Origin of the sequence: Sphingobacterium sp. ML3W, assembly GCF_000747525.1 — a bacterium.
In the GTDB taxonomy this organism is placed as follows: Bacteria; Bacteroidota; Bacteroidia; order Sphingobacteriales; family Sphingobacteriaceae; genus Sphingobacterium.
The window spans coordinates 1633431-1649913 of record NZ_CP009278.1 but is presented as its reverse complement, the minus strand read 5'-3'; the positions used below and the strand labels follow the sequence as shown (position 1 = coordinate 1649913).

Below are 16483 nucleotides of genomic sequence, written 5' to 3'. Positions count from 1 at the left end.
ATTATTTTGTTGCTATTTGTCCATTTACCAAAAGCAGGTCGTAATATTTCTCTACCGTATTCGCTTTGGAAATTGCTAAGTTAATTTTTGACTGTAATTGCTGTACGTCGGCTTCTAATAAATCATCTGTATCTGCCACGCCGTTATCATACTTATCCTTGACGATTCGATAATTTTCATTTGCTTGACTAACAGCTTCAGAATAGAGCTGGTTCTGCGAAACCGACAGCTGAAAGTTTTCATTTGCTTGTTGCACTTGAACCTTTATTTTATCGTTCATAATGACAACATTTTCATCAATTTGACTAACTTGATTACGCGCGATATTGACATTTTTCTTATTTTTATAAAGCGAGCCAATATCATAGGACACGCCTACTCCTACATTCATGGCATTTTTCACCGTTAACAAATTATGTACATCTAATGCGGCATAACCTCCAGATACAGCAATTTTAGGCAATGCGTTAGCCTTTTCGATATTGACTTTATTTTCAGCAATATCGTGTTGTGCTTGCAGAGCTTTCAACTCATTTCTATTATTCAGTGCAATCTGGGCATCAGAAGATTTTACAGCAACTTCAGGATCCTCCAATTGTATAGCTGATATATGTGTACCCTCATCTAATTTTAGAAAATTAACCAGTTCATAATTTAACACCGCTTTATTTTTCTCAGCTTCCTGTAAGGCAACTTTATAATTGGACAATTGCAGCTCTGATTTTAAAAGGTCGTTTCTTGGAATAATACCATTCGCTTCCATGGCTCTGAAATCAATCACTCGTTGCTCGGCTCTTTTTATATTTTCCTCCATTAAAAGCGCTGTTTGCTGTGCTTTGTATAAGCTGATAAACAAATTGATACCACGCTGTGCTAATTGATCTTTAAGTGCCAATGCTGTATATTCTTCAGCCTTTACAGCATTACCCGCAGCAGCAATACTATTTTTAATCTTTCCTCCGGTATAGATAGGCATACTGATGGAAGCCTGTCCTAACAACAGCTGATTAGCCTTGATATCCATCGGATCTGAAGAAGAAGACAGTGGTATTTGCAGTTTTACATCTGGTGAGGTCATAGCCAAATATTGGCCACTTAGTTTAGCATCAGGGAGCAAACTATTCTTGGAAGCTTCTAACTCCAGTTTTCTTCCTCTAATTTTTGTCTCTGTAGCTTTTGCTTCTAAACTTTGTGTCTGTGCAAGATGGATAACCTCTTGCAAGGTAAGAGGGCCATTTTGCTGTGCAAATGCCGAGCCCTGAAGACAGAAAAGCAAGAGCGCCAACTTTCCTATTTTAATATGCATATGTTAATAAAGCTTTAATCGTTCTTTGTAAATGTATGACTAGGGTAGATTCCATATATTTGCTATAGGCCTCGTCTGTAGTTATATTTAATTGCGATTTTAAAAATGTTTTATTCATCTGAAAATTCATGAAGGTCCCCATCATCGTAGCATGGATTAATATTGGATCATTGCCTGATAAAAATTCTCCAGTTTCTATTCCGCGATGAATAATACTCGAAATAACTTGTAGATTATGTTCCTTTAGATTTTTATATGAATCAGATAGCATTAATCTTCTTTTTACACCTGCTTCGATAGCAATAATCTGATAAATAGCCAGGCTCGAATTCATATACTTGATATACGAACTGACCATTTCGTCGAGAATTTCCATGACGGGTGAAGTGAGGTTCAAAATACTTTCATCCATTTTAAATTTTTCAACTCGATAGGTGAACAAATCATCCAATAATTTATCCTTAGACCCAAAATAATAATTGATCATTGCGACATTGACCTGTGCCTCTTGTGCAATGTCACGAACAGATGTCCCATCAAAACCATTTTTTGAAAAAAGATTCTCTGCAACATGCAATATTTCTAATTGTTTCTCACTAAATTCCATTCTTGATGATTTAAAAAAACCGTGTGCAAATTTAAACAAGTGTTTAAATTAAACAAGTGTTTAATTTAAAAATTACAAAAAGAAAACAAAAACACACAAAACACTATAAAACAACTGGTTATATCAATTTAAAATAGATCTTATTACAAAAAAAGCCTCTCTCAAATAAATGAGAAAGGCTTTTTTAGATTAAAATAATATTTTATTTAATGGAATTACTAGCCTAATTAAGGATATTAAAGAGCAACTCTGTCAAAATATCTTTGGTATTTGTATTGCTTCCAACCTGGACTCCCTTTGATTTTAGATCAGCATCTTTTAGATTTTCAATAATAGAAAAAGTTTTCCTTCTGTTGTAATTACGGGCTGCAAGTTCATACTCTTTCAAAAAGAAAGGATGTACTCCCAATTCTTTAGCTGCAGTATTTTTGTCAACGATATAATGGTATTTTAATATCTTTGTAAAGTATCCTGCCATATTACCTAATACAAGTACTAAAGGATTACTTTTAGGGTTTGCGGCAAAATAATCAATAATCTGATACGCTTTAAAAGCATTGCGCTTAGCTAATGCGGTGTTGAGCTCAAAAACATTAAAATCTTTCGAAATACCTATATTTTGTTCAATATCCGCTACCACGATTTCTTTTTCTTTCGGCACATTGAGCATCAACTTATTCAGCTCATTCACGATTTTAGAAAGCTCTGTCCCTAAATATTCGGACAGCAACGCCGCTGCCTGTGGATGTATGCTCCAGCCTTGCTCTTTAATATATGAGATAACCCAAGCGGCTACCTTATCATCGTAAAGTTTATTTGATTCAACAACAAGGCCTTTTTTTTCAATCGCCTTGTACAGTTTTTTGCGCTTATCAAATTTACTATACTTATAATCAAACACCAATACAGTAGTCGCTGTACATTGATCCACGTATTTAAGGAGCAAATCGTCGTCCTTCCATTTTAGATCCTGAGCTTCTTTGATGATGATCAATTGATGATCGCTCATCATGGGGTAGCGCCTAGCAGCACTTACAATCGTTGAGAAATCAGTATCCTTCCCATATAATATGGTTTGATCAAACCCTTTTTGTGCATCATTAAGGACCGTATGCTCCAAGGCATTACTAATGACATCTATAAAATAACTCTCTTCACCGTGCAATAAATATACGGGTTGAAATTTTCGTTTCTTTATGTCTGCTAAAATGGGACTGATATTCATGATGGCACTAAATTACAACTAAATTGATGAACAGTAAAATTTGTATTATAGATTCCTGCTTAGGGATTATTACGAGTAAACCAAAATTAGTATCTTTGTAAGATGTTTAACCCGATTCCGTTAAATTTACCGCCTTATCCAGCGAAATTGACAAAAGAAAATGAAACTATTTTCATTTTTGATGATTTGCGAAAAAAGAAACTTGTTTTAACACCTGAGGAATGGGTACGTCAGCATTGGGTACATTATCTCCATATTAAAAAAAAATACCCAAAATCATTAATGAAAATTGAAGGTGGGTTGAAATTAAACGACTTACAAAAAAGAAGTGATTTATTGATTTATAATAATCGCGGAGAGAAAATAGTATTAGCAGAATTTAAAGCACCACACATAAAGATTACGCAAGCTACTTTTGAACAGATAGCAAACTACAATTCCATCCACAAAATACCACTACTACTCGTGAGTAATGGATTGGAGCATTACTATTGTAAGATAGATTTTGATAATAAATCATTTATATTTATTGAAGAACTCCCAAACTATGATCAACTCTAGTAGAATTGTAACTCATGTGTAAAACAAATGGCATATAGTATTTATTATTTAAAATATAGTTTTATATTAGTCTTATAAATTTGAATCACAAAGAATATGAATATAGATAAAAACGAATTCAGAAAATATGCAGTTAAGCATCATCGAATTGGAAGTCAACATGTTGATAGTTTTATAGCACGTGCGCAAGTAAATACACCTACTAACTTGACTCCTTACATCGTAGAAGAGCGTCAACTAAATGTTGCTCAGATGGATGTATTTTCACGTTTAATGATGGATCGTATTATTTTCTTAGGTGATGGTATCAACGATCAGGTAGCCAACATCATTCAGGCACAATTATTGTTTTTACAATCTACAGATGCACAACGAGATATTCAAATCTACATCAATTCACCAGGTGGTAGTGTATATGCAGGTTTAGGTATTTATGATACCATGCAATATATTGCACCAGATGTAGCCACAATCTGTACAGGTATTGCTGCTTCTATGGGTGCTGTTTTATTAGTTGCGGGCGCTAAAGGTAAACGTGCTGCATTAAGACACTCTCGTGTGATGATCCACCAACCTTCAGGCGGTGCTCAAGGTGTTGCTTCGGATATGGAAATCAATCTACGCGAGATGATGAAATTGAAAGAAGAGCTTTATACCATCATCGCTGATCACTCGGGACAAACTTACGAATGGGTAGAAAAATCTTCTGACCGTGATTATTGGATGAAGGCTTCAGAGGCTAAGGACTTTGGAATGATAGATGAGATTTTACTTCCTAAAAAGGAGATTATTAAATAATAATGGCTAAAAATAATAATAGTGGCGTTCACTGTTCCTTCTGTGGAATGAGTAAAAGTGACGCCCAAATGCTTATCGCTGGAGATGGCGCTCACATCTGTGACCGTTGTATCAATCAAGCTGGCGAAATTCTAGCGGAAGAATTGAAACAACGTAAAAGTAAAACATTACAAACTGCGTTAAAACTCATTCGTCCTTTAGAAATTAAAGAACACTTGGATCAGTACGTTATCGGACAGGACGATGCTAAAAAAGTAATCTCTGTTGCGGTTTATAATCACTACAAACGTTTGAATCAAAAAGTTGATGAGGATGAGATTGAGATTGAAAAATCAAATTTGATTGTCGTTGGTGAAACAGGTACTGGTAAAACATTATTGGCAAAAACGGTTGCCAAAATTTTAAATGTTCCTTTTAGTATCGTAGATGCGACTGTATTGACAGAAGCGGGTTATGTCGGAGAAGATGTTGAGAGTATTTTAACACGCTTATTACAAGCTGCCGATTATGATGTAGCTGCAGCTGAACGTGGTATCATCTATATTGATGAGATTGATAAGGTCGCTCGTAAGAGTGATAACCCTTCGATTACTAGAGATGTGTCGGGAGAGGGTGTGCAGCAAGCATTGCTTAAAATCTTGGAAGGAACAGTAGTTAATGTACCGCCTCAAGGTGGTCGTAAACACCCTGATCAAAAAATGATTGCCGTAAATACGAGCAACATTTTATTTATCTGCGGTGGCGCATTTGATGGTATTCAAAAGAAAATTGCGAATCGTCTGCGCACACAAACAGTAGGTTATCGCATGAATGAGGATGAAACAGAAATCGATTTAAAAAATCTTTATAAATACATCACCCCTCAGGATTTAAAAAGTTTTGGATTAATTCCAGAATTAATAGGAAGATTACCTGTATTAACGTATTTAAATCCATTGGACAAAGAGACACTATTGAGTATCTTAACAGTACCTAAAAATGCGTTAATCAAACAGTACAGAAAATTATTTGAATACGAAGGAATTGAGTTGAAATTTGATGCAGAGGTTTACAATTTTATTGTTGATAAAGCAGATGAATTTAAACTTGGAGCTCGTGGTTTAAGAAGTATATGCGAGGCTATTATGCTCGACGCAATGTTTGAAATTCCAACATCGAAGGAAAAGACCAATCAAAAAGAATTGCATATCACATTGGAATATGCATTGAAAAAATTTGAAAAGTCGGATATCAAAAAATTGCAAGTCGCTTAATTAAAATCCCTCGCTTACCGCGAGGGATTTTTTTTAAACGCATGGGTTCTATCAATCATTCTTCCTTCAAACATGTTTAATTATTAAATTGAAGAATTATGGCAAAAAGTAAAAAAAATGTAGATAGTCCTATCACACCTGGTTTGAAATCCAAGGAAGAAATTGTTCACAACTGGTTGCCCCGATATACAGGAAGGCCCTTGGAAGAGTTTGGCGAATATATCCTACTTACGAACTTTTCAAAATATATCACTATTTTTTCTGAAATGCATGATGATGCCCCCATCTATGGAGAGGATAAACCTATGCAAAGTGTAACTGCGGGTGGTATCACCATTATCAATTTTGGTATGGGTAGTCCAATGGCAGCCACGGTAATGGATCTATTATCAGCCATTACACCAAAGGCTGTGCTTTTTTTAGGAAAAACCGGTGGATTGAAAAAGAAAATTGGTGTTGGAGAACTTATATTACCCATTGCTGCCATCCGTGGTGAGGGAACTTCAAATGATTATTTTCCTGCAGAAGTACCCTCCCTTCCATCTTTTGCATTACAAAAAGCAATTTCTACAACCATACGTGATCATTCAAGAGATTACTGGACAGGTACGGTTTACACGACAAACAGACGTGTTTGGGAACACGATAAAGATTTTAAAAAATATCTAAAATCCATACGTGCTATGGCAGTAGATATGGAAACCGCAACCATATTTAGTGTTGGATTTGCGAATAAAATTCCTACAGGGGCATTATTACTTGTTTCTGATCAACCTATGATTCCTGAAGGTGTTAAAACAGCAAATAGCGATGTCAGTGTAACCGCTAAATATGTAGATGCCCATATCAGTATCGGCATAGATGCACTTAAACAACTTAAAAATAATGGGCTGACAGTAAAGCACTTGAAATTCTAAGAAATAGACATTTTTTGTTATTTTTAAAGAAACTAACGGTAACCTTATGTGGTATAATAACATTTTAGAAACAATTGGAAACACCCCTCTTGTTAAACTAAACAAAATAACCAAAGATCTAAAAGGAACTATCCTCGCTAAAATAGAGACCAGCAATCCTGGAAACTCGATTAAAGATAGGATGGCACTTAAAATGATCGAAGATGCGGAGCAGGCAGGTTTATTGAAACCAGGGGGAACAATCATTGAAGGAACTTCTGGAAATACCGGAATGGGATTGGCAATGGCAGCAGTGGTCAAAGGCTATAAATGTATATTTACAACAACAGATAAGCAATCTAAAGAAAAAGTTGATGCACTGCGGGCTTTTGGAGCAGAGGTAATTGTGTGTCCAACAAATGTAGATCCCGAAGACCCTCGCTCCTACTATTCTGTTTCAAGTCGCTTAGAACGTGAAGTACCAAACAGCTGGAAAGCGAATCAATACGATAACCCATCAAATGCCCAAGCACATTATGAGCAAACGGGTCCTGAAATATGGGAACAAACGGAAGGAAAGATTACCCATCTTGTCGTTGGAGTGGGGACCGGTGGTACCATATCAGGCACAGCTCGATATTTAAGAGAGCAAAACCCCAATATCAAAGTATGGGGCATAGATACTTATGGTTCTGTTTTTAAAAAATATAAGGAAACGGGTGTTTTTGATAAAGATGAGATATACCCTTATATCACAGAGGGTGTAGGTGAAGATTTTCTTCCCCAAAATGTCGATTTTAGTTTGATTGATTTCTTTGAAAAAGTAACCGATAAAGATGCGGCTTTAATGACTCGAGAATTGGCGCGCAAAGAAGGAATTTTTGCAGGTAACTCAGCTGGTGCAGCTTTGGCTGGTCTTATTCAATTAAAGGACTCTTTAAATGATGATGATGTGGTGGTTGTAATCTTCCATGATCACGGTTCACGGTACATGGGTAAGATGTATAATGAGGATTGGCTGAGAGAAAGAGGGTTCTTAGAAGATGAGAAACTAAATGCGAAGAGCATATTGAAAAAAAGGGGCGAACAAGCGATTGTTACCGCAGATGTCAATCAAACTGTATTTGAAGCATTCAATTTCATGAAAACCCTAAATATTTCACAAATACCTGTAACGCAACAAGGGATGGTAGTTGGTAAAATAACTGAATCTGACATTCTCAGTGCCTTATTGGAAAATTCTTCACTCAGGTCATCATCTGTGCAAGAAGTAATGACAAAGCCTTTTCCCTTTGTTGATTTAAATACATCCATAGACAAGATATCAGCTTTAATTAACAAAGAAACGCAGGCAGTATTGGTAGAAGATGATTTTGGTAAAATTAATATCATAACACAATACGATATTATCAATGCAATTTCTGAAGCTTAATCCAAAATATTCATGTATAAAAAAGGCCTTACTATTGATAATAAGGCCTTTTTTAGGATAAGTAATAAGACTATGCTTCCATTCCATTCGCGCTTTTGCGGAATGTATAAGAATTGAAAATTTGTCTTCTACCAAATCTTGGACGAGAGTCAGCATTAATAAACTTAGTGTACACAGTTTTTGGAACACCAAAATACTCATATGTGCTTTTATCCTGAAATGTAACTCTTAACGTCTGACCTTTAAATTCAAAATCCTCGATAAAGAAGTTATTGATCGTGTTGTTATACTCTTCTACATTAGCTTCATGTGTCTCAGGAGCTATACTAACTAAGAAGTGATATGCTTCAATAATTTCTGTACTCTTCAACTCCGCTTCCTCTTTTTTCACTTCATCTTGAAACTTATCAGGATGCCAAGCTTTGATTAAGTCACGATATATCTTTTTTAACGTCGCTAAATCTTCATTCTTCGTAATACCAAAAACCTTTTTGGATTCAGTTATTCTTTTCATAATATTTATTTTTCCCTAGTCCAACCAATCCATATTGATTTTAGGATTTGCAAAATTACGTCAATTATATTTTAGAATGAACATTTGCATGTTAATTTTTTCAAAAATTCATTTTCTGATTGCTGAGATAAATGCTATAAAGTTTGATAAATGTTAATTAATTACATTGAAATGCATTAATACGGTCGCAAGATGGTTAAAACAATAATGTCTCTAAAGTAAGTCATTTGTATCTTTGTTAGCTACATATAGTTGATTTTGACCTATTACAAATCTCTATTTTTCAATATCAACATAAAACAAATCGCTGTCAATTCCAATTATTTCGCACGTCTTAGTTGGACATTCTCTTTGCAACGATAATTTTAGATTTTCCATTTTATAATTAAAAAAATTTCAATTTGGAATCCATACCGAATGGTGATTTCATAAAATCTTGCAATCCATGTACCATCTAAACCTGTAACCCACATTACGGGATCTATTACGCACCTCATCTGCTTAAATTAAATGGAAAAGTACAAAACTTTTCAATCAAGCAACCTATCCCTTTATTATATCAATTCATCCAGTGGATAGTATCCGTTGGTGACTACATCCTCTTCTATTTCATTGTCAACAAGATTATCGATTTTAATATAAAAATTTCGCTTAAATGATTCCGGCAATATATCTTCAATTTCATAGATATCATCGACATCAATGCCATACTTATCATCAATATGTGGAGATAAATGATTTTTGAAGAAAACAGTTTTCTCCGCCAAGCATTTTGCCTGTTCTATATCAGAAGCAACAACGAGCTCCTTATAATGATATTCTTCTAACTCATTAGGTTTATATCCCCCTAAATTGACAAAATAAAGTTTTAATTGGCTATTATCAACGACGCTTGCAGAAACAGTAATTTGGTATTCTCCAACTTTTGTAACCTTGCGCCAGGCATCAATGTGTATCTTTCCGTCCGCCTGTTGCCAATAATCTACAATCGAGGGAACTAAATCCCGCAACTCATTAGCAATTCCAAAATAAATATCATGTTGTTCAATATGCCTTCCTAGTGGTTTACATCCCAATAATAACATAAAAAGATTCATATCGTTCGTCTTATTAATTTTAGTTTAATTATGATTACATTTATAAGATACAATTTAAATCTAATGAGAACAAATCTTTTATTACTCCTTATATCAACTTCATTGCTCATTCCTACTGGCCTAATTGCTCAGAAAATTGATACAAAATTAGACCGAAAATTAAGGGAATTGACGCAAAACTTTGCCGGAGATATTGGTATCTATGTCAAGAACCTTAAGACACAGGAAGAAGTTCTTATTCAAGCAGACACTGTTTTCCCAACAGCTAGCATCGTAAAAGTTCCAATCTTAGTTGGAATTTTCAATAAAATAGAACGAGGTGAATTAAATTTAGACCAAAAATTCATATACCGCTCATCTCAGCAATATGGCGGTTCAGGAGTGATGCAATTTTTCAAGGATAGTACGGAGACAGATTTGGCTACTATGGTTGCTTTAATGATAACCTATAGCGATAATGTTGCCTCTATTTGGAATCAACAACTTGCTGGTGGAGGTATCACGATAAATTTATTGATGGACCAATTAGGGCTTCCAAACACGAAAGTCAATTCACGTACCGAAGGGCGTAATGAAATCTGGGAAAAATATGGTTGGGGACAAACAACTCCAAAAGAAATGGCAACCTTGGTTGAGCTCCTATACAAAGGTAAAGTAGTAAGCCCTAAAGCATCAGAAAACATGTATCGTCATTTAGGGAATATTTTCTACAATGACCGCTCTCTTTCACAGATACCCGCAAATATCAAAACAGCATCTAAAACCGGTTCTGTTGATGAAGCTCGAGGGGAGGTCGTGCTCGTCAATGCTCCTAGTGGTGATTACGTCTTTTGTGTTTTAACAAATAACATTAAGGATCAAAGTTGGACCAAAAATAATGAAGCTGAAGATCTCACTAGAAAAATCTCTCATTTGTTATGGAATTATTTTGAACCTAAAAGACCCTATACTCCGTAATCAATCCCTGCCATTAATACGAATAGACTGGTAAAATGAAGTGAAATTTGAATATCATCTTGCTGTCGTAATTTTCATTTTTCTACATAGGTTCAAAATAATCTACTAAATTTACTTTATGAGTATCTTAACAAAACATTTTGAGACGGTTCATAATACCGCGCCATTTTCTAAAATAAAAAACGAAGACTATATACCAGCATTTGATCAAGCTATCGCTAGCACTAGGGCTGAAGTTGATGATATTGCCCATGCAACTGAGCAAGCGACTTTCGAAAATACGATTGCAGCACTCGCTTTTTCGGGCATGCCATTAGATCGTCTATCTAATGTTTTTTTTAATCTGCATTCAGCGGAAACAAACGACGAGTTGGAGCAAATTGCACAAGATGTTGCTCCTAAACTTTCAGCATTGGGCAATGATATCACCCTTAATTTTGACTTATTCAAAAGAATTAAGCAAATCTATGATCAAAAAGATAAGTTAGAGCTAACAGTGGAGGAATCTACCTTATTAGAGAAAAATTATAAAGATTTTGTTCGTAATGGAGCGCTTCTAGCGGATGATGAAAAAAATCAACTCCGTGCTATTGATACGGAACTTTCACTTCTAAAATTAAAATACGGAGAGCACGTATTAGCAGATACGAATGCTTATGAACTTCATATCACTGACGAAACTGAACTGGCTGGATTGCCGGATGGTGTCAAAGAAGCGGCAGCAGGATTAGCAAAATCCCAAGAAAAAGCAGGTTGGATCTTTACCTTGGACTACCCGAGTTATGTACCCTTTGTAACCTACGCCGATAATCGTGAACTACGTAAAACAATAAGCATAGCTGCAGGTAAAAAAGGATACCAGGCAAATGAGAACAATAATGAAGAGATTGTTTTAAAAATAACAAAACTACGTTTCCAGCGCGCTCAACTTTTAGGTTATGAAACCCATGCCCACTTTGTTTTAGAAGAGCGTATGGCACAAAAACCTGTTAAAGTAAATGAATTCTTAGATGATCTATTAATCAAGGCAAAACCTGCCGCAATAGATGAATTTCAGGAACTGACCTCTTTCGCCAATGAAACCGATGGCATCGCCGTTTTGGAAAAATGGGATGGAGCTTATTATGCTGAAAAATTGAAACAAAAGAAATTTCAACTTGATGACGAGCAGTTAAAACCCTATTTCAAATTAGAGAACGTACTAGAAGGTGCATTTGAAATAGCTGGAAAATTATTTGGTTTACACTTCAATGAAGTACAAACTATTGACAAATATCATAAAGATGTACAGACTTTTGAAGTAAAAGACGATAAAGGTAATTTCATCGCTGTTTTCTATGTTGACTTTTTCCCAAGAAAAGGTAAACGTAATGGTGCCTGGATGACCTCTTTCAAACCACAATATAAGAAAGATGGTATTAATGAACGCCCTCATGTTTCGATCGTTTGTAACTTCACACCAGCAACAGAGACTAAACCATCACTCTTAACCTTTAATGAAGTGACCACTTTATTTCATGAATTTGGTCATGCTTTACATGGTATGCTTGCAGATACGGTTTACCCTACACTTTCTGGAACTTCTGTGTTTTGGGATTTTGTCGAATTGCCAAGCCAAATCATGGAGAACTGGTGTTATGAACAGGAGGCCCTTGCTCTTTTCGCTAAACATTATGAAACAGGAGAAGCTATTCCTATGGAGCTCGTTGAAAAAATACGTGAAAGTGCATCTTTCTTAGAGGGTATGGCAACTCTCCGTCAGTTGAGCTTTGGTAAGTTAGATATGGGCTGGCATGGTCAAGATCCAACAACAATCAATAACCTTAAACAATTTGAAAATGAACAATTCGCATCTACACAACTCTATCCAGATGTTGTGGATAATGCAATGAGTACTTCATTCTCGCATATTTTCAATGGTGGTTATTCATCCGGTTATTATAGTTACAAATGGGCGGAGGTGTTGGATGCTGATGCATTTGACTACTTTAAACAAAATGGCATCTTTAACAAGGAAATTGCAACAAAGTTTAAAGATACTGTATTATCTAAAGGGGGCACTAAACATCCGATGAGTTTATATAAAGAATTTAGAGGCCAAGAACCTACAGTAGATGCTTTACTCAAGCGAGCTGGCTTACTTAAATAAACTTAATATTTAGTTTTATAAAAAAGGTTGTTTCATAATATGAAACAACCTTTTTTATTATTTTTAAGGATAGCATATGCCTATTTTTTTACGTCAGAAGCATCCTCCGTTGGAGACGTATTTTCAACAGGAGCTTTTACATCATCTGTTTTCGTTGATTCCAACGTCTTTGGCGCAGATTGAGCTGCTGGTTTTGGTGCAGAAGCATTCGCAGGCTTTTTAACCTCAGCCTTCTTTATAGCTTCAGGAGATTTTGCTTCATCTTTTTTAACAGAAGCAGATTTAGCAGCTGACGGCTTTGCTTTAGAAGCAGTTGAAGGCGTTGCAGGCTTTTTAACCTCAGCTGCCTTTGAAGCTACTGGAGCTTTTGCTTCATCCTTTTTAGCAGTAGATTTAGCAGCAACTGGTTTTGATGCAGTATCACTCGCTGGCACTGCCGGCTTTGCTGCTGAAGCACTTGCAGGCACAGCAGGTTTTTTGACCTCAACTGTCTTTGAAGCTACAGGAGCTTTTACTTCAACCTTTTTAGCAGGAGCAGATTTAGTAGCTGCCGGCTTTGCTGCTGAAGCACTAGCAGGAGCTGCAGCTTTTTTGACCTCAGCTGTCTTTGAAGCTACAGGAGCTTTTACTTCAACCTTTTTAGCAGGCGCAGATTTAGCAGTTGCAGGCTTTGTTGCAGAAGCACTAACAGGCGCTACAGGTTTTTTGACCTCAGGGACCTTTGTCGCTACCGGGGCTTTTGTTTCATCCTCTTTAGCTGTTATATCTTTAGTAGCAACTGACTTCATTGAATTTTTATCCTGCTTTCCTTCACTTTTTTTATTCTTGACCTCTCCTGAAGCTTTAGCTTTGCTCTTAGCTACAGACTTAGGGCTTTCATCATTGTTTGATTTCTTTTTTTTATCAACTTTAGATTTTTTCGCTTCAGTTTTAGATGGCTCTGGTTTATCCTCTTTTTTATTTTTAAGGGAGATACCTTTATTTGAGGCACTTTTCTTATCCACAGCATTCTTCTTACTTTTCGTATCCGAAGCCTTTTGCTCTTTCACTGGTTTCGATGAACCTTCTTTTTTCTTTGAACCGGTAGTTTGACCATTCTCCTCTACATGAAAAAAAGGTAATTTTTCCTGTATATCTAAAAGTGCTTCTCGCACTTTCTTATTCAGTTTTTTATAAGCCTTAATTAATTTAGAATCATCATTTGAAACCTCCTTTTTAGATGACTTCTTTAATTTGCGCGGCTTTTTAGATTTTTCAGTAGTTGCATATATATTACTGACTTCATCAGCAGATTTTTTCTTTGCTACTGGTTTAGACACTTTATTATTGGTCTTTTTCGTTTTTTTAGATTTTAATTCTTTAGCCATGTAGATTTAATTTTGATTCAATGAATATTTCATTCTGATAACAATTCTGATTAACAATTGTTTGTATATCAATATATGTAAGTTAGTAAATAAATTACATTCGTACTGCCTGCATTAGCTCTTTATTGAAATAATATTTGTATTTTTGTGTTCTACATAATTGGGGTCGACCGGAATTGACAGGATGGAGACGGTTATGTAAGCATGCAGTGCGTTGTTAGTAGAGCACTTTAATCGGAACTTTCAGAATTACAACTGGCGAAGAAAACTACGCCTTAGCTGCTTAAGTTAGACTTAACATAGCTATTTGTCCCGTTAGATCCTGTTCTTTGGTTTAACATTCGGGGCATCGAACAATAGAACTGGCAGGTGTGATTTTGCTAATCATCTGTAAGACTCAGCAAATACGGCGTACGGTATAGGTAAGCAACTCACCTTCCCTCGCTCGACACTCAAAGAGTAGCTAAGCATGTAGAAAGCGTATACAGTACCATGACTGGACGAGAGTTCGAATCTCTCCGGCTCCACGATTAACACAACAAGTAGTATCAAAACCCTATAAATAGCAGTATTTATAGGGTTTTGTCGTTTATAAGCCCTCCTGACTATTCCATATTTCTTATTTCCAGCGAGACCAAATCGAGACCAAACTTCTGTCCAAAATTTGGTCTCGCTAAACAGCTCAAACACATAACTAACAATTAGTTACGTAAGAAACATAATGCAACACCTTATTCCAATTAGGCGCAAGCATTACCTTAAAGATCCATAAATAAAAAGAGCAGGTAATCAGCCTACTCTTTTATAATTTGATGCTTCTAATTCAATAAGACGTTCGATACCCTTTCTTGTAATATCATAGCATTCATAGGGACTTTGCCCAATTGCTGGCTTATAACCCCTAATAAAACCACTCCTTTCTAAAATGGCCAATTCATCTTGAAAATATTCATTTGTCATCAAGGGTAGAAGATCTTTGTGTTCTTTTACCAACTGTAATATTTTAACCGCTAACTGTCTCATATTATTTGAATAGTGGGAAAGCTGAATTGCTTTTATCTAAATATACCAGTTTGATTTGGCAAAACAACAGCTTAAAAGTATTGTAGATCAAAATTAATATTTTAATAATCCATGAATTACAATCTTTTAATATATAACACAAATGAATAAATCATTGCTTCATTATATGAATTCCATATCATTCAACTCTCAGAACACTTTTGAAATAGATAAAATCAAAAAACTGTTTCCTTAAATGCAGCTTAAAAGCTTACAAACAAGGCATCCAAATGGATGCCTTTTTCACACCATACTCACGTAATATTAATTACTAGCAAATGCCTTCTTAACTGCTGTCATGACCAGAACTGCAGATAATCCAGCCACTATACCATAACCAATTTGTTTCAAAATAGATGGTATATTTGGTAAAAAGTGATGCAAATAATCAATATTATGTTCAAAAATACCACCCGACACTAAAATCAGAGCAACAGTTCCTACCACTGCTAAAACTTTGATGACAACAGGTAAGGATTTAACCAATAAATGCCCAAATTTAGAAACGACACCTTTATCATTCGATCGCTTGATTAACTTATACCCCGCATCGTCCATGCGAACAATTAATGCAACAATCCCATATACACCAATAGTAGCGAACATAGCAACGACAGATACTGTTAAAATTTGAATCGTTAGGCTTTCATTTAATACCGTTCCCAATGCAATGATCACAATCTCAACAGATAATATGAAATCTGTTGTAATAGCTGATTTTACTTTAGTTTTCTCTAATTCGCTGTTATTTTCTTCATTTTCAACGACCACCTCATGACCTGTCTTCTGCCGATGGAACAAATACTCAATAATCTTTTCGACCCCTTCATACGCCAGATAGATTCCACCTATGATTAAAATAAATTTAATGGCGACAGGAAAAAAGACATTCAACAACAAAGCAATTGGTACAATGATGATTTTATTGATAAACGAACCTTTCGTGATTGCCCACAAGACCGGAATTTCACGTGAGGAAAGAAAACCAGTAGCTTTCTCCGCATTTACAGCTAAATCATCGCCAAGAATTCCAGCAGTCTTGCTTGCAGCAATTTTACTCGTAACCGCCACATCATCCATTAGAGCGGCAATATCATCCAATATTGCAAATATACCTGAAGCCATATGTATCTTATATTTAGTAGGACAAAATATAAAATGATTTTGAAATTCATTTTATATTTCTTAATTTTTATTTCATACTAAAAATGTTCTCAAAATTTCTTCTTCCATCTACTCAATATTGTTTTATTTAAGCA

15 protein-coding genes and 1 other RNA gene are annotated in these 16483 nt (G+C 35.4%); 8 read left to right on the top strand and 8 right to left on the bottom strand.

The window, feature by feature from the left end:
* Position 1: 1 nt before the first annotated feature.
* The 3 genes from KO02_RS07095 to holA all read right to left on the bottom strand — a co-directional run bounded on the left by KO02_RS07095 (position 2) and on the right by holA (position 3138).
* Positions 2 to 1306, bottom strand: a complete 1305-nt coding sequence (locus KO02_RS07095) for a TolC family protein (protein ID WP_038697065.1) — start codon at positions 1304 to 1306, stop codon at positions 2 to 4.
* On the bottom strand, positions 1296 to 1913 hold the full coding sequence (locus KO02_RS07090) for a TetR family transcriptional regulator (protein WP_038697063.1): 618 nt from the start codon (positions 1911 to 1913) through the stop codon (positions 1296 to 1298). The genes KO02_RS07095 and KO02_RS07090 overlap by 11 nt, the downstream gene beginning before the upstream one ends.
* Positions 1914 to 2136: 223 nt before the next feature.
* Positions 2137 to 3138: a DNA polymerase III subunit delta gene (gene holA / locus KO02_RS07085; RefSeq protein WP_038697061.1), complete on the bottom strand. Its 1002-nt coding sequence runs from the start codon at positions 3136 to 3138 to the stop codon at positions 2137 to 2139.
* A 102-nt stretch (positions 3139 to 3240) separates the two neighbouring features.
* Here holA and KO02_RS07080 point away from each other — a divergent pair, with 102 nt between their 5' ends.
* The 5 genes from KO02_RS07080 to KO02_RS07060 all read left to right on the top strand — a co-directional run bounded on the left by KO02_RS07080 (position 3241) and on the right by KO02_RS07060 (position 8078).
* Positions 3241 to 3699 (top strand): type I restriction enzyme HsdR N-terminal domain-containing protein, encoded by a 459-nt coding sequence (locus KO02_RS07080; protein WP_038697059.1) that lies wholly within the window; start codon positions 3241 to 3243, stop codon positions 3697 to 3699.
* Between the two features lie 96 nt (positions 3700 to 3795).
* Positions 3796 to 4497, top strand: coding sequence for an ATP-dependent Clp endopeptidase proteolytic subunit ClpP (gene clpP, locus KO02_RS07075; RefSeq protein WP_038697057.1), 702 nt, complete (start codon positions 3796 to 3798; stop codon positions 4495 to 4497).
* Between the two features lie 2 nt (positions 4498 to 4499).
* Entirely contained in the window at positions 4500 to 5750 is a 1251-nt protein-coding gene (gene clpX, locus KO02_RS07070; protein ID WP_038697056.1) for an ATP-dependent Clp protease ATP-binding subunit ClpX, read from the top strand.
* Positions 5751 to 5848: 98 nt separating this feature from the next.
* Entirely contained in the window at positions 5849 to 6667 is an 819-nt protein-coding gene (locus KO02_RS07065; protein WP_038697054.1) for an AMP nucleosidase, read from the top strand.
* A 46-nt stretch (positions 6668 to 6713) separates the two neighbouring features.
* A complete protein-coding gene (locus KO02_RS07060; protein ID WP_038697053.1) occupies positions 6714 to 8078 on the top strand; it encodes a pyridoxal-phosphate dependent enzyme in 1365 nt (454 codons plus the stop codon).
* Between the two features lie 70 nt (positions 8079 to 8148).
* On the opposite strand, the gene KO02_RS07055 is transcribed toward KO02_RS07060, so the two are convergent.
* The gene (locus tag KO02_RS07055) at positions 8149 to 8592 is read right to left on the bottom strand and encodes a KTSC domain-containing protein (protein ID WP_038697051.1); all 444 of its coding nucleotides are present in this window, start codon (positions 8590 to 8592) and stop codon (positions 8149 to 8151) included.
* Between the two features lie 554 nt (positions 8593 to 9146).
* The gene (locus KO02_RS07050; protein WP_038697049.1) at positions 9147 to 9689 is read right to left on the bottom strand and encodes a DUF1543 domain-containing protein; all 543 of its coding nucleotides are present in this window, start codon (positions 9687 to 9689) and stop codon (positions 9147 to 9149) included.
* 63 nt (positions 9690 to 9752) lie between these two features.
* On the opposite strand from KO02_RS07050, the gene KO02_RS07045 reads away from it, so the two are divergent.
* Positions 9753 to 10646, top strand: a complete 894-nt coding sequence (locus tag KO02_RS07045) for a serine hydrolase (RefSeq protein ID WP_038697047.1) — start codon at positions 9753 to 9755, stop codon at positions 10644 to 10646.
* Positions 10647 to 10764: 118 nt separating this feature from the next.
* Positions 10765 to 12795, top strand: coding sequence for a M3 family metallopeptidase (locus tag KO02_RS07040; RefSeq protein ID WP_038697045.1), 2031 nt, complete (start codon positions 10765 to 10767; stop codon positions 12793 to 12795).
* 80 nt (positions 12796 to 12875) lie between these two features.
* On the opposite strand, the gene KO02_RS22710 is transcribed toward KO02_RS07040, so the two are convergent.
* Positions 12876 to 14162: a hypothetical protein gene (locus KO02_RS22710; RefSeq protein WP_051959795.1), complete on the bottom strand. Its 1287-nt coding sequence runs from the start codon at positions 14160 to 14162 to the stop codon at positions 12876 to 12878.
* Between the two features lie 162 nt (positions 14163 to 14324).
* On the opposite strand from KO02_RS22710, the gene ssrA reads away from it, so the two are divergent.
* Positions 14325 to 14692, top strand: a transfer-messenger RNA (tmRNA) gene (ssrA, locus tag KO02_RS23195).
* Between the two features lie 259 nt (positions 14693 to 14951).
* Here ssrA and KO02_RS07030 read toward each other — a convergent pair.
* Both KO02_RS07030 and KO02_RS07025 read right to left on the bottom strand, forming a co-directional pair.
* A complete protein-coding gene (locus KO02_RS07030; RefSeq protein ID WP_038697042.1) occupies positions 14952 to 15185 on the bottom strand; it encodes a hypothetical protein in 234 nt (77 codons plus the stop codon).
* Between the two features lie 303 nt (positions 15186 to 15488).
* Complete coding sequence (locus KO02_RS07025; protein WP_038697040.1) at positions 15489 to 16349, bottom strand: DUF808 domain-containing protein; 861 nt, start codon at positions 16347 to 16349, stop codon at positions 15489 to 15491.
* Between the last annotated feature and the right edge of the window lie 134 nt (positions 16350 to 16483).